Below are 17980 nucleotides of genomic sequence, written 5' to 3'. Positions count from 1 at the left end.
CCTCGGAATAGGACATGAAGCCATTGCCGATCTCGTTGTCGTAGCCGACGGCCAGCAGGGCGGGGTGCTTGGCATAGCGCTTGGTCAGCGTGTCGGCCATGCGGATGGCCAGGCGGCGATAGTTCGGGTCGCCGATGTTGTCCATGTAGCGCTCGGCCGGCGCCAGGCGCGTGCCGGCCTGGTTGACGATGTCCACGCCGGGGTACTTGTGGTGCAGCCACATGGGCGCCGGCAGCCCCGGGATGTCGAGGATGACCTGGATGCCGGCGGCCTGCGTCTCGCTCATCACGGCGTCGAAGTGCTTGAAGTCGAACTTGCCTTCGCTGGGCTCGAAGTAGTCCCACGACAGGTCGCCCATGCGCACGACCTTGAAGCCCGACTGCTTCATGAGCGCGACGTCGCGCTTGACCTGTTCCAGCGTGCGGTCGACCGGCTGGTAGCAGGTGCCTGCGAAGAGCTGGCCGGAGCCCGGCCAGTCGGGGTGGCCTTCGGCGCTCTGCCCGTAGACGGCGGTCAGGGAAGCCAACGACAGCGCGCAGGCGATGAGAGTCTTCTGGAGTTGTTTCATGTCGGAGCAGCTCGACTTGAGTCGTCGTGTCTGGTGAACTTCAGCGGCCGGCGTTCAAACGAGGCCGCGGCCGAACAGCTTGAGCGCGATCGCCGGCGAGCCCGCCAGGCCCTCGGGCACGCGCACTTCCAGCCCCTTTCGGGTGCGCTGGAAAGGCAGGCTTCCCGCAGCCCCGACCACCTCGACGCGGTCGATGCTGCCCGGTGCGAAGGCCGAGTCCTGGGCGAGTGAGCTGACGCGCATCACGCCGTCCTGCGGCCAGCCCAGTGCGATGGCGTGGAGCGCGCCGCCCTTGGTGGTGAAGCGTATGTCCTGTGCGGTGAAGGGCTGCGCCGACTGCTCGCCCATCGAGCCGCCCTTGACCTGCGTCGGCCCTTCGCCGAAGCGCCGCCAGGGCCGCGTGCCGTGGATGGCTTCGCCGTTGCGTGCCATCCAGGTGGCGATGCCGTCCAGCGTCTTGCGCTCGTCGCCGTCGATCGTGCCGTCGCCCTTCATCGGCACCGACAGCAGCAGGTTGCCGTTCTTGGAGACGACGTCGCACAGGATATGGAGGACCGTGGCGGCCGACTTGTACTGGTGCTTGTCGAAGACGCTGCGGCTGTAATGCCAGTCGCCGATGCAGGTGTCGGTCTGCCAGGGCTGCGGCTGGATGTCGTCGCGCGAGCCGCGTTCCACGTCTTCCACCACGGCGAGGCGGCGGTCGCCGTGCAGGCCCTTGGCGTTCAGCACCGCTTCCAGCTTGCCGCCATGCCACGCCATGCTGGCGTTGTAGAAATGGGCGGCGATGTCCATGCCGGCCTGGCCGAGCGGAATGCCGTCGTTGTCGAAGTACAGCAGGTCGGGCCGGTAGGTGTCGATGAGGTCCCGGCAGCGCAGGAACCATCGGCGCGTGAAGCCCGGGTTGTTCGCGGGCGGCGGCACGTGCCACACGCCGTCGTTGGCCGCATGCCAGTCGGCGGCCGCCTTGGGGTCGGTGAAGCCGTCGGGGATGACCATGTTGCGGCCGGTGTACAGGTCCTGGGGGTCCAGGCTTTCCCACCATTGGCCTTTGCCGTCCGCCTGCGTGAGGTTGAAGGCGTCGTAGCGCTTGCCGGCGAGCGGCCCCTGCGCGTCATAGCCATAGGCGGTCTGGAACCAGTGCCAGGCGTTGCCGGCGTGGTTGCTGACGCCGAAGCGCAGTCCGCGCTGGCGCGCCGCCTTCGCCCAGATGCCGACGATGTCGCGCTTGGGGCCGATTCGCGTGCTGTTCCAGCCGTGGTACCTGGAGTCGTAGTTGTCGAAGTTGTCGTGGTGGTTGGCCAGCGCGACGAAGTACTTGGCACCGCAGTTCAGGTACAGGTCCAGCAGCGCGTCGGGATCCCAGTGCTCGGCCTTCCAGCGGTGGTTCATCTCCATGAAGCCGGCCTGGCTCGGGTGACCGTAGGCCTTCAGGTGATGCTCGTACTGGGCATGGCCCTGGATGTACATGTTGCGGGCGTACCAGTCGCCCATCTCGGGCACGCATTGCGCTGTCCAGTGGGCCCAGATGCCGAACTTGGCGTCGCGGAACCAGTCGGGGGCGCGATAGCCGCCGATGAGGGAGTCCCAGTCGGGCGTGAACGCCGGGGACGCGGCACGGGCGTGCGGCAGCGCCAGCGCGCCGGCCGTGGCCGTGGCCTGGAGGAGGGTGCGGCGCGTCAGCGCGGCGCCTGCGGTGGTCTTGCTTGCTTGCATGATGAATCCCGGTGGGATCGAAGCAGTCCGTTGCCCTGGATCTTCAAGTCGATGGCCGAAGCGCCGGCGAGCCCCTCGGGAAAGCGCACGTCCAGCCCCTTGGCAGTGCGCGTGAAGGTCAGCGGCTCGGATGCGCCGAGCACCTCCACGCGTTCGATGGCGCCCGGCTCCCGCACGTTGTGTCGCGGGCCTGCTGACGACAAGTGAACATTTGGTCAGTCCAATACAATCATGTATCGATAAATTGCCGTCAAAAAGATAAAGCGGTCAGACCACTTTCGAAATATAGAGGCGATGACCGGCGATGAAGCTAAGGGATCACCCTAGCCACGGCGGCGGACAGCGAACGCACTCATGCGATCAAGAGCGGCGAGCGCCTCGGTTCAGCCAGCGTCCCGCCCGAGATGGTTTCGGGCGCCAGCACGATGTTGGACGGCCCCCCATACGGCTCGCCGCGGCGGGTGGCCTCGATGAGATGCATCAGCACCTCGACGGCTTGCCGGCCCATCTCATGCAAAGGCTGGCGGACCGCGGCCAACTGCAGCGTTCGAGCCAGCAAGGTGTAGTCGAAACCCACGATGGAGATGTCTGCAGGGATGTGCAGCCCACGCGCTGCCAGCACCTGCATGCAGCCCACGGCGATGCCGTCATTGCCGCCAAACACGGCGTCGGGCAGCGGTTGGCCGCGGTGACACTGCAGCCAGGACTCCATCGCCTCGCCGCCGCCTTCAGCGCTGAACGATGCACGCTGCACATACTCGGGCGGGGGCGTCACGCCTGCTTCGGCATGCGCCCGGAAGTAGCCGTCGACCCGCTGGTCGGCCCCCGGGTAGCCCGCCGGTCCGCCCACATGCAGGATGCGGCGATGTCCCAGGGCGAGCATGTGACGCACCATCTCGTAGGCGCCGGCTTCGTCATCGGACTCCAGGTTCACCCCGCCTATGCGCCAATCCCGACTGGCATGCACGGAGACCATCGGCGTGTTCTCGGGCAGCCAGGTCTCGCCGTCGTCCTCCAGCCGCGGTGCAAGGACGATGAGGCCATCGACGCGCCCGTCGCACAGGGCAGGTATGCGCGTCGGCGCTTCATCCCAACTGCCAAGCGTGAAGACCGAGGTCGTTTGCCCGGCCTCTGTCGCGCCCTGGACGACGCCATCGAGCACTTCCATGCAGTACGGGTTCGGCGCCTTGCCCATGAGGTTGGTGACGAAGCCGATCGAGTTGGTGCGCCGGTGGATAAGGGCGAGAGCATTGGCGTTCGGTCGGTACCGCAGACGCGCAGCTGCCGCCATGACCCGCTCCTGCGTCTCAGCCGAGACGCGCGACGAACCCTGGTTGCCGTTGAGCGCCGCCGAAGCCGCCATCTTGGAGACTCCTGCTTCGCGCGCCACGTCGGCCAGTGTCGGCGCGCTGCCGGGACGACCGGTCTTCAGGGGGGCAACGGCCGACTTCGACGTCGAGTTGGACAAGGACTGGCCCGGCGGAGCGATGAGGGGCGAGCACTGTAGCATCGGCCTCGAATCCAACGGCGTCTGCGCATCTCGGCACGGACTTGCTTCGCTGCCCCGACCCTCGCGGCTGATGCCGAAACGATCGTGGGCGTCGGCAACGCCCAGCGTCTGGATGCGCCGGGCAAGCGTTCTGCGATGCGCGGCTAGCGCGAAACCTTCTGCTGCTGAATGCGCCGGCGAAGGAATTGCCCGGCGACGAAGATGTCCTTCTCGACGGCGCGTCGCACGCCGGCGCTGTCCCGCCGCCCCAGCGCCTTCATCAGATCCTCGTGCGCGTCATTGAGCACGGCCGAGGCGTCGGGCGTGTCGAACAACTGATTCGAGATCGGCCCGGCCTTGAGCCACAGCGTGTCGATCAGCGCGAACAGCAGGGGGGAGCCCGCCGCCTGGTACAGCCGCACGTGGAAGTCCTCGTTGGCGCCGAGGTAGTCACTGGAATCGCCGCGCGCCAGCGACCGCGCCATGCGCTTGCAGAGCGCGCCCAGCGACTTCTGCCCCGCTGCATCGAGCCGCGCCGCCCCGCGCTCGGCGGCCTCGCCTTCGAGCAGCATCCGCAGCTGCAGCAGGTCGTCGAACTCCGGCAGCGACAGGCGGGGCACAGCCACCCCGGCGTTGGGAACGTTCACCAGGGCTCCTTCGGCCGCGAGCCGCTGCAATGCCGCGCGCACCGGCATCTCGCCGACGCCCATCTCGGCCGCCACGGTGCGGATCTTCAGGCGCTCGCCGGGCTGGAAGCGCCCCACCGTCACCCACTGGCGCAGGTGGGCGTAGACGGTGTCCTGCTGGGTGGTGCTGGCTTCGGGGGCGTCAGGCGTGCTCATTCGGACCCAGTATCCCGTGGCGAGCCGGAAATCCAGCTTCATGCCTGGCTCCGGTGACCAGCAGCACCTGGCCTGCCAGCGAGAACATGGGGTGCCCGGCGCGCTCAGGCACCGCTCAGCTCCTGCAGCGCGGCGTCCATCGCGCCGAGCAGGCGCTGCACATCGGCGTCGGTGGTGTCGGGGCAGACCAGCATCATGTTGTGGAAGGGCGTGATCAGCACGCCCCGGTTGAGCAGGAAGAGGTGCAGCGCGTGCTCGAGCTCGGCATCCATCGCGGCGCCGGCTTCGCTGCCATTGCGCGGCGGCGTGGCGCAGAACTGGAACTCGCAGCGCGCGCCCACCTGCGTCACGCACCAGGGCAGGCCGTGGCGGGCGATCACCGCGCGCAGCCCGTCGGCCAGGCGCGTGCAACGGGCGTGCAGCGGGGCGAAGACCTCCGGCGTCATCAACGTACCGAGCGTGGCACGCATCGCGGCCATGGCCAGCAGGTTGGCGGTCAGCGTCGTGCCGATGCCGGAATGGCCCGGTGGCGCAGCGCGCTTGGCAGCTTCGGCCTTCGTTGCCAACTCGGCGGAGAACCCATAGGCCGCGCACGGCATGCCACCGCCGAGCGGCTTGCCCACCACCACCGCGTCCGCCTTCAGGCCATGCGCGCGCGCATAGCCGCCGGGACCGCTGCTGATGGTGTGGGTCTCGTCCATCACCAGCTGGCTGCCATGGCGGTGGATGACTTCAATGGCGCGTTCCCAGAAGCCGGGCTCGGGCAGCACCATGCCGATATTGGTCATCACCGGCTCGGCCAGCACGCAGGCCACGTCGCCCGGGGCCAGTGCAGCTTCCAGCCCCGCCAGGTCATTGAACTCGACCACGCGGGTGGCGGCGGTCAGGTCGTGCACCTGGCCCAGCAGGCTGCCGCGCTGCACGGGCCGGCCATCGACGAGGTCGACGAACACGTCGTCGACCGTGCCGTGGTAGCAGCCATTGAAGACCACCAGCACCGGGCGGCCCATGGCTGCGCGCAGCCATCGCAGCACGAAGCGGTTGGCATCGCTGGCGGTCATCGCGAATTGCCAGTGCGGCAAGCCGAAGCGCTCGGCCAGAAGCTCAGCCACGGCCGAGGCGTCCTCGCCGGGCAGCATGGTGGTCAGCCCGCGCGTCGACTGGGCCTGAAGCGCCGCCGTCACCGCGGGGGGCGAATGGCCGAACATCGCTCCGGTGTCGCCCAGGCAGAAGTCGACGAGCTCGTGGCCGTCGACATCGGTCAGCCGCGCTCCGCGCGCGGCAGCCACCTGCAGCGGGAAGGGCGTGGCCCAATCGCTCATCCAGTGCAGTGGCACGCCGAACATCAGGTGCCCGGCCGCGCGCTGCGCCAGGGCTTGCGAAGCCGGGTTCTGCGTGGCGTAGCGCGCGCGCTCGGCCTCGGCCAGCGCGCGCACGCGCGCCGCGGGCACGCCGGTGGAAGGCAGTGTCGACGTCCTCATGGTCACCGCCTTTCCTCAGACGAGCAGCAGCAGGTGCTCGCGCTCCCAGGAGCTGACCACCCGGTTGTAGGTGGCGTATTCGAGCTCCTTCACCGCGCAGAACGCGTCGACGAACTGTTCGCCCAGCACTTCCCGCACCGGCTCGCAGCCCCGCATCGCCTCGATCGCGTCCTCCAGATGGCGCGGCAGCTCGGGGCTGACGTTCCACGCGCTGTCGGCAGTCGGCTCGCTCGGCCGCAGGCGATCGCGCATGCCCAGCCATCCGCACGCCAGGGTGGCTGCCATGGCGAGGTAGGGATTCACGTCGACGCCGGGCACCCGGTTCTCGATGCGCCGCGCGTCGGGGCCCGACTTCGGCACGCGCAGGCCGCAGGTGCGGTTGTCGTACCCCCACCGCACGTTGATCGGCGCCGACATGTAGGGCGCCAGGCGCCGGTACGAATTGACGTAGGGGGCGAACATCGGCATGAGGCGCGGGATGTAGGCCTGCAGGCCGGCCAGGTAGTGCATGAACAGCTCGCTGGCCGTTCCATCGGCGCTGCTGAAGACATTGCGGCCGTCGTCGGCACTGACCAGGCTTTGATGGATGTGCATCGCGCTGCCGGGCTCCTGTTCCATCGGCTTGGCCATGAAGGTCGCGAACACACCGTGGCGCAGCGCTGTCTCGCGCACCGTGCGCTTGAAGAGGAAGACGCGATCGGCCAGATCGAGCGGTTCGCCGTGGCTGAAGTTGATTTCCATCTGGCCGGGCCCGGCCTCGTGGATCAGTGTCTCGACGCCGAGCTGGTGCACCCGGCAGAAGTGCGACAGCTCCATGAAGAAGGGATCGAAGTCGTTCACCGCGTCGATCGAATAGCTCTGCCGACCCACCTCCGGCTTGCCGGTGCGGCCCAGCGGCGGCTGCAGCGGCTCGTGTGGGTTCTGCTGGCGCGCGACCAGATAGAACTCCATCTCAGGTGCAACGACCGGCCGCCAACCTCGTTGCTCGTACAGCGCCAGTACACGCCTCAGCACGGCGCGAGGCGACAGCTGCACCGGCCGCCCATCCCATTCCTGGCAGTCGTGGATGACCACTGCCACGGGCTCGGCGGCCCACGGCACGACGCGCACCGTGGCCGCATCGGGCAGGCAGACCATGTCGGGATCGGTGTCGCCGACGAAAGGGCCGTTGTCGGGCTGCTGTCCGTTGACGGTGTTCAGCAGCACGCTTTTCGGAATGCGCATCTCGCCGGCCGCAAGGAACAGGTCGCGCGGCAGGATCTTGCCGCGCGCGATGCCCGTCATGTCGGGGATCACGCACTCGACCTCGTGGATGCGGTGCGAGGCGAGGAAGTCTTCGAGCGGAGTGTCCATGGCTGCCAGTTTAGAACACGAGATCAATTATGTGATCACAAATATTGATCTTCTGCTATGAGGTCAATGGAAGATGAACGGTCAATGTGATCGCAAACTTCCAAACCAAGCACGTCGAATTCGTCCTCGCAGGGCGAGCTCCGCACATGCCCGTGGTGGCGCGCGATCGGCGGCACGGCGGCGCCGCGGTCAGGACATCGCCTGTTCTGCTTCAGTGGCGATCTGAATCCGGCTGCGGGTCCAACTCACTTGCCGATCGGGCTGGGAGCGAACAACCTCCGCAATATCCGTGATCGTGCGGAAGAGGGCTTGCCGTACGCCTGCGACCCTGGGGCGCTGAACTCCACTTCCGTTCCTGCGCCCGGCCCGCTGCGGACCGCGAGCTTGCCGCCGGCCAGCTTGGCGCGCTCGTGCATCCCGCCCAGGCCGAAGTGCCCTTCCTTCTCGCCTCGGCTCAGCACCTCCGGGTCTATCCCCTTGCCGTCGTCGCGAACGCGCACGCAAAGCAGGTGCGGGTCATACCGGATCTCGACATCGATCCGCTTGGCGTCGGCGTGACGGAAGGCGTTGCGCAGCGCCTCGCCGGCGATGCGGAAGGTCTCGTCACGCACGATCGGATGCAGAAGCTGCGGCGTGCCGTGCACTTCGACATGCGCCGATGCCGCATGGCCGCTCTCGTGGGCGAGATTCTCCGCCAGCTCCCGCAAGGCGCCCGAGAGGTTGTTCGTCTCGAGGACCGACGTCCGCAAGGCCTGCACCGTGTCGCGGCCCTCGGTGATCGCCTCGGCGACGTGGTCGACGGCGCGCGTGAGGATCTGCTTCGATTCGCGCGGGCGATCTGGCAGCAGGTTCAACACGGCCTGGAGCTCCAGCAGCGGCCCGTGGAAACGCTGCAGCAGGGTGTCGTGCAGGTCGCGCGCGATGCGTGTGCGTTCGGCCACGCGCGCCTCCAGCGTCGCCTCGAACTCGCGATGCAGCCGCCGGATGCGCATGTGCAGCCAGAGCTGAAATCCACCCCATGCCAGGCCGATGAAGGCCACCGCGCAGGCGACGCGAAACCAGGTCGTCTGGTAGAACGCCGGCAGGATCGAGAAGTCCAGCTGCGCGCCTTCCTCGTTCCACACGCCGCTGTTGTTCGCCGCCTTCACGCGGAAGCGGTAGTGGCCCGGCGGCAGGTTCGTATAGGTCGCCAGGCGCCTGTCGACGGCCTCCTGCCAGTCGTTGTCGTGCCCTTCGAGCCGGTAGCGAAAGCGCGTGCTCTTCGGGTCCGCCAGGGTGAGCGCGGCGAACTCGATCGTGATGTCTCGGGACAGCGCCGGCAGGCGCAGGCCATTGGCCACGGGATGGTTCTGGTGGTCGGCGACGAGGGTCTCGATGTGCACCGGCGGGGGCACCGGGTTGGAGGGCATGTGATAGGGATCGACGATCTGCACTTCGCCGGCCCCCACGAACCAGAACTTTCCATGCGGGCCCTTGGCCACGTCCGGGTTGTAGTAAGCCGGCGGCGTGACCGTGAGCCTGACGCCATCGGCGGCCCCCCACAGCTTCGGCGTCACCCCGTGGTTCGGGTCGGCGATCCAGGCCGCCAGGTCGTCGTGCGAGACCCGCAGCAGGCCGCATTCGGTGTACATCCAGAGCGACCCGTTGTCGTCCTGTTGCGACCAGTGGATCGCATTGCAGGGCAGGCCGTTGGCGGCCGAGAGCGTCGTGACGCGGCCGTCCTGGATCCGGCTGAGTCCGCCTTTGCCGGTCGCGGCCCACAGCGCGCCTTTCTCATCGACCCGCAGTCCGGTCACCTGGCCCGCCCCCAGTCCCTGCGCCGGGGTGTAGGTGGCCTGGACCTTGCCGTCCTTGAGGAACGCCAAGCCGGCGCCCCAGAACGACAGCCACAGCCCGCCTTTGTCGGCGAGGATGCCCTGGGGTTCCTCCGGCAAGCCGAGGTCGGCCCAGGCAACGTTGTCGACCAATTGGCCTTTGTGCAAGCGTGCCAGGCCCTTGTTGCCCGACACCCAGAGGTTGCCCGCCGCATCCCCCCCCATGGCGTGGACGTGGTCGCTGGGGCCGCCGTCGACCGCCACGAATCGTTCGTTCGCGAAGTAGGCAAGGCCCCGTGCGGTGTTCACCCAGAGGCGCCCGTCGGCGTCCTGGTACTGGGAGCGCACTTGCGAAGCGGGCAGCCCGTCGCGCTCCCTGTAGACCTGGAGGGTCCCGTCGTCCTTCCACCGCGCCAGCCCATTGCCCGTGCCCACCCAGACGCTGCCGTCCCGGGTGGCGACGACGGATCGCGTCACTTCGTCGGGCAGGCCCTGCCTCGTCGAGAGGATGGTGACCGGCAGCTTGCGGAAGCGGTCCAGCCCCTTCTCGCTGCCGAACCAGATGTTGCCCTCGCGGTCCTCGAACAGGCTGCAGGTGATGTTGCCGGACAGGCCATCCGCCCGGGTGAAGGTGTCCGCCTGGCCGTCCTTCACGTGGATGATGCCGGCGCTGGTGGTTCCTATCCACAGGCCTCCGTCGCGGTCGCGCAGCAGCTTGTTCGACATGACCTCGTCGTCGGCCAGCCAATCGTCGGGCTTGCCGGCGCGCCTGAACCGGTAGGGCACCAGCCGGTCGCCGGCCGGCTGGAGAATGCCCCCGCGCTGGATGCCGGCCAGCACTTGCCCGTCGGCGGTCGTGGTCATGTCGCCCATGCGGGGGCCGGGTATCGCGTAGCGCCGGGGCTCTCCGGGGCTCCATCGCCAGACGCCTGACTCGGCTCCCACCCACAGCGCCCCGGACCGGTCCTGCGCGAGGCTCCAGACGAAGGCGCCGAAACCGCCCTCCGGCGCTCTGCAGTCGACCTGGCCTGCGCGGATGGCGCACAGCTCGCCGCGCTTGCCCAGCACGCCGGCCCAGACGGTTCCGTCGCGGTCCTCGAGCAGGGATGTCACGAACCGGCCCTCGCCGATCTGCGGATGCCGGTAGACGAACTTCTTTCCGTCCCAGCTCGACAGCCCGCTGTAGGTGCCGATCCACAGGGTGCCGTCGCGCGACGCCAGCAAGCTGTAGGGGCCGCTCGGCAGCAATTGGCCGTCCGGGGGCTGCCAGCGCTCGAAGCGAAGGCCGTCGAAGCGGAACAGGCCGAACGACCCGGCGATCCACAGGTAACCGTCGGGGGTCTGTGCCATCGCGAAGACCAGGCCGAGCACCGCCCCATCCCGGGCTGTCCACGAGGTGTGGGTGTACTGGGCGACCTGCAGGGGCGGATCGAGCGCGACGGCGGCGGGGGGCGACGCCAGCAGCGCCGCTGCCAGGAGCAGCCCGGGCACCAGGCGTACTCGAGGTTGGCGAACCGGTTGACTCACGGGGCATCCCTTTGCCGCTGGCAGCTCGCGACAGCGTATCGCTAATCGCCCCGCATCGGGTGATCGGGCTCCTGCGGACCCAGGGAAAACTGCCGCTTGCGCTTTCGCGCAGCTTGCTTAATCTCTCGCCCGGGGACCAGTTCACCTGTGGACCGGCTTCTTGAATCCATCCAGGATGGAGGCAGGAGATGACGGGACGAAAGCAGTTCAGGAAGACGACCCTGTCGATCGCGTCGGCGCAGGCGGTACTGCTGTGGAGCGACGCGGCCCTGGCGCAGGACGTGCCAGCGCCGGCGGCTGCGGCATCCGCTGCGGCGAGCGCGACGAAGAAGGAAGAGCAGGCCACGCAGACGGTGGTCGTCACCGGCCAGCGCAGGGCGCTCGAGAGCGCGCAGTCGATCAAGCGCCACGCCGAGGAGATCGTCGATTCGATCGTCGCCGACGACATCGGCAAGCTGCCCGACAAGTCGGTCACCGAGGTCCTGCAGCGCATGCCGGGCGTCACGATCGACCGCACGCTCAACCGGGCCGATCCGCAGCAGGGCGTGGGCGACGGCATCCAGCACTTTGCCGCCGAAGGTACCGGTGTCTCGATCCGCGGCCTGAGCTACGTGCGCTCGGAGCTCAACGGCCGCGATTCATTCTCGGCCAATGGCGGCCGCGCCCTGAGCTTCGAGGACGTGCCTCCCGAGCTGATGGCCGGCATCGACGTCTACAAGAATCCCTCGGCCGAGCAGATCGAAGGCGGCATCGGCGGCCTGGTGAACCTGCGCACCGCCAGGCCCTTCGATTTCAGTGGCCTCAAGGGCGCCTTCTCGGTGGAGCTGTCCCGCTCGATGGCGCGCGGCAAGGATGAACCTTCGTTCTCCGGCCTGCTGTCCAACACCTGGGATACCGACCTGGGCAAGTTCGGCGTGCTGGTCGACCTCGCGCACTCGAAGATCGCGACGCACAGCGACGGCCTGCTCATCGCCCCCTACATCCGGCGCACCGACGCGGTCGTCGGCGACACCAGCGGTCAGGAGCGCTGGATCATCTCGGACGTGCAGTGGAGGGCGAACGATTTCGATCGCACGCGCGACGGCCTCTACGCCGCGCTGCAGTGGAAGAAGGGCGACCTGTCGTCGTCGCTGACCTTGTTCCGCTCGAAGTACAAGATGGTGACGACCGAGATTGCGGCCTACAGGGCCACCGATCCGAGCAAGGTCACGCTCGATCCGGACGCCACCTTCGATGCGAACGGTGCCCTGCTGACGGGCACGATCCGCGCGCCCCAGGACGGCGCCCCGGACGACCCGAACGTCAAGGGCGTAGGCTTCAGTACCGTTTCACGCCTTGCCACCCGCGACTCCGACACGCGCGACATCTCGTGGAACGTCAGCTGGAACGCATCACCGAAGTGGAGCTTCCAGTCGGACCTGCAGTTCATCAGGGCAACGTCCGCCGGCACCGACTACGCGATCGGCCTGGGCGGATGGATGCCCAAGATGATCGTGGACCTGGGCGCGTCGCCCGCCAGGACCCTGTTCGACGACTCGGACCGGGCTTACCTCGCCGATCCGGACCACTACTACTGGGCCTGGGCACAGGAGCATCGAGACCACGCGGTGGCGACCGAGAAGGCCTGGCGCGCCGACGCGAAGTACAGCTTCGAGAACGATCCCGTCCTGGACGACCTGCGCTTCGGCGTGCGCCTGACCCAGCGCGATGCGCAGACGCGCTCGACGCACGACTTCGATTGGGCGCAGATCACGGCGCCCTGGGCGGTCGGCAATGCATGGCAGCCGTTCAGCCAGCTCGCCTGGCTGAGCGATCCGCGCTTCGCCGGCGACACCCACCTGCACAACTACGACAACTTCTTCGGCGGCCAGGTGCCGATGCCGGCGGGCGTCATCGTGGCCGACGCGTCCTTGCTGAACGACGCCGGCTTCCGCAAGGTGCACGGGTACGCCGACGAGGTCTGCCAGGTGGACCCGTGCTGGGCGTCGTGGACGCCTGCCAAGTACGGTGACGACAAGGGCCTGAACATTCAGCGCGAGCGCACCACCGCGATGTACGGCCAGTTGCGCTTCCGCTTCGACGACTTGCCGATGCCGATCGACGGCCATGCTGGCGTTCGCGTGGTGCGCACGGAATCCACGGCCAGCGGCTACACGCTGTTCAGCCCACCGATAGCCGAGCCCGGTGTCCCGGAGATTCCCGCGCAATCGGCACAGCAGGACTTCAAGAACAGCTTCACCAACGTCCTGCCGAGCCTGAACCTGCGCATGAAGGTGGGCAACGAGCTGCAGTTCCGCTTCGCCGCCTCGAAGGGGATCACGCGGCCCGAACTGTGGCAGATGCAGGCCTACACGACCTTGAGCCAGAACGTGCACCACACCGGCGACGTCGTCGATTTCATCGACTACAGCGGCTCGGCCCGCGGCAACCCGATGCTCGAGCCGACCCAGTCGGTCAACCTCGACCTGAGTGCGGAGTACTACTTCGGCCGCAGCGGCTCCTTGACCCTCGCGATCTTCAACAAGGACCTGAAGGACATCATCATCGGCCGGACGTCGGTCTACACCCTGCTCGACGTCGACGGCCAGCCGCACGACTTCTCCATCACCGCGCCCGTCAACGGCGCCAAGGGCACGGTGAACGGCATCGAGCTCGGCTACCAGCAGTACTTCGACAAGCTGCCGGGGTGGCTGTCCGGCTTCGGGGTTTCGGGCAACTACACCTACATCGACAGCCGCATGACGATGAACCAGCCGCTCAGCGCGATGTGGTGCACGCCGAAGGACACGGTCGATGCGAACCTGGCTCGCGACCTGCTCGGATGCGATACCGACGGCCGCGTCCTCGGCCATGTGCCGATGGTCGGCCTGTCGAGGAACGCCTTCAACCTGGCGCTGCTCTACGACCAGGGGCCGTTCTCGGCGCGCCTGGCCTACACCTGGCGCTCGAAATACCTGCAGGCGATCAATGCCTACGGCACGGCCGGCAACGACGGCATCGACCAGAACCCGGCCAGCCCGAACTTCGGCCAGTCCTACTCGGTGAACTACGCGCTGCCGACCTGGGGCGGCGCCTATGGCCAGCTCGACATGGGCCTGCAGTACAAGGCGACCGACAACCTGACCTTCGCCTTCGAAGGACAGAACCTCACCGACGCCCTGTACAAGCAGTACATGCAGCAAGGCATCGGCCTGAAGGAGCGCGGCTCGTTCTACGCCGGACGCCGCTACACGCTGCAGATGCGCTACACGTTCTGACCGGCGTCCAAGGCGGCGCCGGGTGAGCAGTCGCAGCCTTGGGGAGGCCGCCTCCTCAGGCTTTCAGCCGCCATCCGGTCTTGAAGATCCAGCCCACGATGGCCAGCGAGATGGCGAGGAACAGCAGCGTCATGCCCAGGCTGATGCCGAGCGCCACGTCGGCGTGGCCGTAGAAGCTCCAGCGGAACCCGCTGACGAGGTAGACCACCGGATTGGCCAGCGCCACCTTCTGCCAGGCGGGCGGCAGCATGTCTATCGTGTAGAAGCTGCCGCCGAGGAAAGTCAGCGGCGTGATGATCAACAGGGGCACGGCCTGCAGCTTCTCGAAGCCGTCGGCCCACAGGCCGATGATGAAGCCGATCAGGCTGAAGGTCACCGCGGTGAGCAGCAGGAAAAGCAGCATCCACACGGGATGCAGGATTTGCAGAGGGACGAAAAGGCCGGCCGTGGCCAGGATGATCAGGCCCAGCAGGATCGACTTCGAGGCGGCCGCGCCCACGTAGCCCAGCACCGCCTCCCATGGTGAAACGGGCGCGGAGAGCAGCTCGTAGATCGTCCCGCTGAAACGCGGGAAGTAGATGCCGAAGGACGCGTTGGACACGCTTTGCGTCAACAGCGAAAGCATGATCAGCCCGGGCACGATGAAGGCACCGTAGCTGACGCCTTCCACGCTCTGGATGCGCGAGCCGATGGCCGCACCGAAGACGATGAAATACAGCGAGGTCGACACCACCGGCGAGACCACGCTCTGCATCAGCGTGCGGCGCGTGCGCGCCATCTCGAAGCCGTAGATCGCGCGGACAGCGTGCAGGTTCATGCGGCCGCTCCCTCTGCGCTGCCCTGGACGAGGCTGACGAAGATGTCCTCCAGCGAGCTCTGCGTGGTGTGGAGGTCCTTGAAATGGATGCCGGCCTGGTCGAGTGCCTGCAGGAACCCCGCCATGCCGGCCTGCTCGAGATCGCGGTCGTAGGTGTAGACGAGTTCGTGGCCGTCCTTGGCCAGCGACAGGGCGCCCGCCGGCACGCCGGGAAGCACCGGCGGGGCGTCCAGCGGCTGCTGCAGTGCGAGCGTGAGCTGCTTGCGGCCCAGCTTGTGCATCAGCGCCGCCTTCTCCTCGACCAGGATCAGACGGCCCTTGTTGATCACGCCGATGCGATCCGCCATTTCCTCCGCCTCCTCGATGTAGTGCGTGGTCAGGATCACCGTGACCCCGGTCTGCCGCAGCTCGCTCACCAGGGCCCACATGTCGCGCCGCAGCGTCACGTCCACGCCCGCGGTGGGCTCGTCGAGAAAGAGCACTTGCGGCTCGTGCGACAGCGCCTTGGCGATGAGCAGCCGGCGCTTCATGCCGCCGCTGAGCGTCATGATCTTGCTGCCCCGCTTCTCCCACAGCGACAGCGAACGAAGCACACGCTCGATGTGTGCCGGGTTGGCGGGCTTGCCGAACAGACCGCGGCTGTAGGTGACCGTGGCCACGACGGTCTCGAAGGCGTCGGTGGTCAGCTCCTGGGGCACCAGGCCGATCATTTCGCGTGCGGCGCGCCAGTCGCCCACGATGTCGTGGCCGCCCACGTGAACGCTGCCGCTGCTCGCGTTGACGATGCCGCAGATGATGCTGATGAGGGTGGTCTTGCCGGCGCCGTTCGGGCCCAGCAGCGCGAAGATCTCGCCGCGGCGGATGTTCAGATCGATGTGCTCGAGTGCCTTGAGGCCGCTGGCATAGGTCTTCGAAACCGCGTCGACGGTCAGGATGTCGCTCATGCGCGGAGGATAGCCGCACGTCGGGACGCCTCGAAGGAGGCCCGGATTCCGGGCCAATTCATCGCATCGGGCTCTGGACGGGCACGGGAACATGCAGCCTTCACGACCCCCGATGCGGCAGGCCCCGATGTCACAGAGCCCACCCCACGCACGCCCGTTGAACCTGATCGCCGCAGATCCGATGGCGGGTCGCGCCCGGCCAGTGATCGCCGAACGAGAGTCGCAACGGCTGCGCGCGCAAGGCGAACGAGGCCCTCGCCCTCTGGGTGCGCAAGCCGGGCAATGGCGCTGGCGAAGCGGTCGGGAGCCGTCGGGTGGTTTTCGGTAGGCCAGCACACGCCGCCCAAACGACACAGCAGCGAAGCGCGCCGCGAAGGCGTCGACTCACGCCGGCCGCGCAATAACGCCGCGGCAACAAACGAAACGCTGCGCGCTGGCTCGCGAAACGGGGCTGGAACGCCGTCTACCGACACTGCCTGCATTCGCCAACCACCTGGAGTTGCTCATGCGGCACACCAACAAGAGAGTCGTCTTCGCAGGCCTGGGACTGCTTCTGTTCGCCGTGGCGTTCTTCATCGTCATGCTGTCGATGGCACCCAGGTCGACCGACCCGGTCGAGCTCATGCGCACGGTCGGTGGGGTCTCGGGCGCCCTCGGCGGCCTGGCGATCGCGATGATGGCGATCGGCATGGTCAGGAAGAAGTCCGCCTGACGGTTCTTGCCGTCGCGGCGCCCTGTGCGTCGCATCCTGCCTGAGATGGACTGGTATTTGACTGGTTATATACTGGTCTCATCGAAGTTCCAGGAGCGGATGATGCGTCGGTCGGGTGGCTCTTTCGCGGCGTGGGCCGCCGGCATGATCCTCAGTCTGGGCGTGGCCGCGGCCGAGCCCCCGCCTTCGTCCGCGCTGTTCACCGGCCGCCCCCACGACTTCGAGCGCAGCAGCGACAAGGTGGTCGGCGTCTACGTGCCCAGCTGGCAACCGGTGGCTCTGGTGGACGGACTGCCGGGCGGCAGCGTCACCCACTTGCTTTACGCGTTCCTGCGCATCTGCGGGCCGGGCCAGCAGGACAAGGATGCGCCGGCCTGCGCCGGCAAGTCGGAGCACCAGCTGGCCGAGCGTCCCATCGATGCGAGCTTCGACGAGGCCTTTGCGCGCCTCAAGAAGCGCGCGCCGCACGTCAAGGTACTCGCCTCCGTGGGGGGCTGGGGCGGCTCCGATCCCTTCTTCCACCTGGCCAACGAACCGGCGCGCCGCGAGCGCTTTGCGGCCTCGGTGGCCGAGTTCCTGCGCCGGCATCCGGCCTTCGATGGGGTCGACATCGACTGGGAGCACCCCACCAGCAACGGCAGCGCCAACGGCGTTGCGCTGGGCACCCCGGCCGACGGGCAGGGCTATGCGGATCTGATGCGCACCCTGCGCAAGACGCTGGATGCGTTGTCGGCCGAGACGGGACGCCCGTACCTGGTGACCAGTGCCATCAACACCAACGCCGCGCTGGTGTCGAAGATCAACTACCGCGAGGCCGCGAAGTCGCTCGACCTGGTCTTCCTGATGACCTACGACTACTTCGGCCCCTGGACGGCGCAGGCCGGCCACCACAGCGCGCTCCGGGAGCGGGGCGACGGCCGGGACAGCAGCCTGGCTGGCGGGGTGAAGACAATGCTCGACGCCGGCGTGCCGGCCGCCAAGCTGGTCGCTGGCGTGGCCATGTACGGCCGTGGCTTCACCGGCGTGGTGCCACCCGCCAAGGGGGCGGGCTTCAATGGCGTCAAGCGTGATGGCGTGTATGCAGGCGCCGACGGCTCGGTGCCCTACAGGGAGATCGCGACGCGCTACCTCGATGCACAGGGCAACGCCCGCGCGGGCTATCAATTGGTGACCGATCCCGCCGCCGGATCCTGGGCGCTATGGCACCCGAAGAACCACCTCTACCTCGGCTACGACGACCCGCGCGGCGTGTGGCTCAAGGGCCGCTTCGCTCGCGACCAGGGACTGGCCGGCGTGTTCGCGTGGGAGCTCTCGCAGGACAACGGCGACCTCCTCAACGCCATGAACCTCGGCCTGGGCAACCTTCCCTACACACCGTAGGCCGGAGCGCCTCTCGTCTTCTGAGCTCGGCGCTCCGCAGGGTCAGCTCCTTCCAGGACGTGCGCGGATCCGGCTTTGCCGGT

Annotated in this window: 12 protein-coding genes; 3 read left to right on the top strand and 9 right to left on the bottom strand. The window is 67.8% G+C overall.

The window, feature by feature from the left end:
* From ACS5PM_RS03800 to ACS5PM_RS03770, 7 genes are all read right to left on the bottom strand, one after another.
* On the bottom strand, positions 1-568 hold a 568-nt coding region (locus tag ACS5PM_RS03800; RefSeq protein WP_439385570.1), incomplete at its 3' end, for a beta-galactosidase.
* A 54-nt stretch (positions 569-622) separates the two neighbouring features.
* Complete coding sequence (locus ACS5PM_RS03795) at positions 623-2281, bottom strand: alpha-L-fucosidase (protein ID WP_439385567.1); 1659 nt, start codon at positions 2279-2281, stop codon at positions 623-625.
* Between the two features lie 352 nt (positions 2282-2633).
* Entirely contained in the window at positions 2634-3791 is a 1158-nt protein-coding gene (locus ACS5PM_RS03790; RefSeq protein ID WP_439385565.1) for a LacI family DNA-binding transcriptional regulator, read from the bottom strand.
* 143 nt (positions 3792-3934) lie between these two features.
* Positions 3935-4612: a GntR family transcriptional regulator gene (locus ACS5PM_RS03785; RefSeq protein WP_439385563.1), complete on the bottom strand. Its 678-nt coding sequence runs from the start codon at positions 4610-4612 to the stop codon at positions 3935-3937.
* A 104-nt stretch (positions 4613-4716) separates the two neighbouring features.
* A complete protein-coding gene (locus ACS5PM_RS03780; protein WP_439385561.1) occupies positions 4717-6093 on the bottom strand; it encodes an aspartate aminotransferase family protein in 1377 nt (458 codons plus the stop codon).
* A 15-nt stretch (positions 6094-6108) separates the two neighbouring features.
* A complete protein-coding gene (locus ACS5PM_RS03775) occupies positions 6109-7446 on the bottom strand; it encodes a glutamine synthetase family protein (protein WP_439385559.1) in 1338 nt (445 codons plus the stop codon).
* 245 nt (positions 7447-7691) lie between these two features.
* Entirely contained in the window at positions 7692-10751 is a 3060-nt protein-coding gene (locus tag ACS5PM_RS03770; RefSeq protein ID WP_439385557.1) for a two-component regulator propeller domain-containing protein, read from the bottom strand.
* Between the two features lie 224 nt (positions 10752-10975).
* Here ACS5PM_RS03770 and ACS5PM_RS03765 point away from each other — a divergent pair, with 224 nt between their 5' ends.
* Complete coding sequence (locus tag ACS5PM_RS03765) at positions 10976-14044, top strand: TonB-dependent receptor (RefSeq protein ID WP_439385555.1); 3069 nt, start codon at positions 10976-10978, stop codon at positions 14042-14044.
* A 55-nt stretch (positions 14045-14099) separates the two neighbouring features.
* On the opposite strand, the gene ACS5PM_RS03760 is transcribed toward ACS5PM_RS03765, so the two are convergent.
* Both ACS5PM_RS03760 and ACS5PM_RS03755 read right to left on the bottom strand, forming a co-directional pair.
* On the bottom strand, positions 14100-14861 hold the full coding sequence (locus ACS5PM_RS03760; RefSeq protein WP_439385553.1) for an ABC transporter permease: 762 nt from the start codon (positions 14859-14861) through the stop codon (positions 14100-14102).
* On the bottom strand, positions 14858-15805 hold the full coding sequence (locus ACS5PM_RS03755; RefSeq protein ID WP_439385551.1) for an ABC transporter ATP-binding protein: 948 nt from the start codon (positions 15803-15805) through the stop codon (positions 14858-14860). Before ACS5PM_RS03755 ends, ACS5PM_RS03760 begins: the two co-directional genes overlap by 4 nt.
* A gap of 505 nt (positions 15806-16310) precedes the next feature.
* Between ACS5PM_RS03755 and ACS5PM_RS03750 the strand changes: the two genes are divergently transcribed.
* Positions 16311-16517 carry a hypothetical protein gene (locus ACS5PM_RS03750; protein WP_439385549.1) on the top strand — a complete coding sequence of 69 codons (207 nt, stop codon included), beginning with the start codon at positions 16311-16313 and terminating at the stop codon, positions 16515-16517.
* Between the two features lie 102 nt (positions 16518-16619).
* Positions 16620-17897 carry a glycoside hydrolase family 18 protein gene (locus ACS5PM_RS03745; protein WP_439385547.1) on the top strand — a complete coding sequence of 426 codons (1278 nt, stop codon included), beginning with the start codon at positions 16620-16622 and terminating at the stop codon, positions 17895-17897.
* The last annotated feature ends 83 nt before the right edge of the window (positions 17898-17980 follow it).

Origin of the sequence: Ideonella flava, from assembly GCF_051857595.1 — a bacterium.
Taxonomy (GTDB): domain Bacteria; phylum Pseudomonadota; class Gammaproteobacteria; order Burkholderiales; family Burkholderiaceae_C; genus Ideonella.
This window is presented reverse-complemented; position numbering and strand designations above follow the sequence as displayed.

What these genes read in the sequence shown, in the direction of transcription:
- ACS5PM_RS03755 (WP_439385551.1), bottom strand. Translation starts at nt 15,805, where the DNA reads ATGAGCGACATCCTGACCGTCGACGCGGTTTCGAAGACCTATGCCAGC.
- ACS5PM_RS03745 (WP_439385547.1), top strand. Translation starts at nt 16,620, where the DNA reads ATGCGTCGGTCGGGTGGCTCTTTCGCGGCGTGGGCCGCCGGCATGATC.
- ACS5PM_RS03760 (WP_439385553.1), bottom strand. Translation starts at nt 14,861, where the DNA reads ATGAACCTGCACGCTGTCCGCGCGATCTACGGCTTCGAGATGGCGCGC.
- ACS5PM_RS03765 (WP_439385555.1), top strand. Translation starts at nt 10,976, where the DNA reads ATGACGGGACGAAAGCAGTTCAGGAAGACGACCCTGTCGATCGCGTCG.
- ACS5PM_RS03750 (WP_439385549.1), top strand. Translation starts at nt 16,311, where the DNA reads ATGCGGCACACCAACAAGAGAGTCGTCTTCGCAGGCCTGGGACTGCTT.
- ACS5PM_RS03780 (WP_439385561.1), bottom strand. Translation starts at nt 6,093, where the DNA reads ATGAGGACGTCGACACTGCCTTCCACCGGCGTGCCCGCGGCGCGCGTG.
- ACS5PM_RS03785 (WP_439385563.1), bottom strand. Translation starts at nt 4,612, where the DNA reads ATGAGCACGCCTGACGCCCCCGAAGCCAGCACCACCCAGCAGGACACC.
- ACS5PM_RS03775 (WP_439385559.1), bottom strand. Translation starts at nt 7,446, where the DNA reads ATGGACACTCCGCTCGAAGACTTCCTCGCCTCGCACCGCATCCACGAG.
- ACS5PM_RS03795 (WP_439385567.1), bottom strand. Translation starts at nt 2,281, where the DNA reads ATGCAAGCAAGCAAGACCACCGCAGGCGCCGCGCTGACGCGCCGCACC.
- ACS5PM_RS03790 (WP_439385565.1), bottom strand. Translation starts at nt 3,791, where the DNA reads ATGCTACAGTGCTCGCCCCTCATCGCTCCGCCGGGCCAGTCCTTGTCC.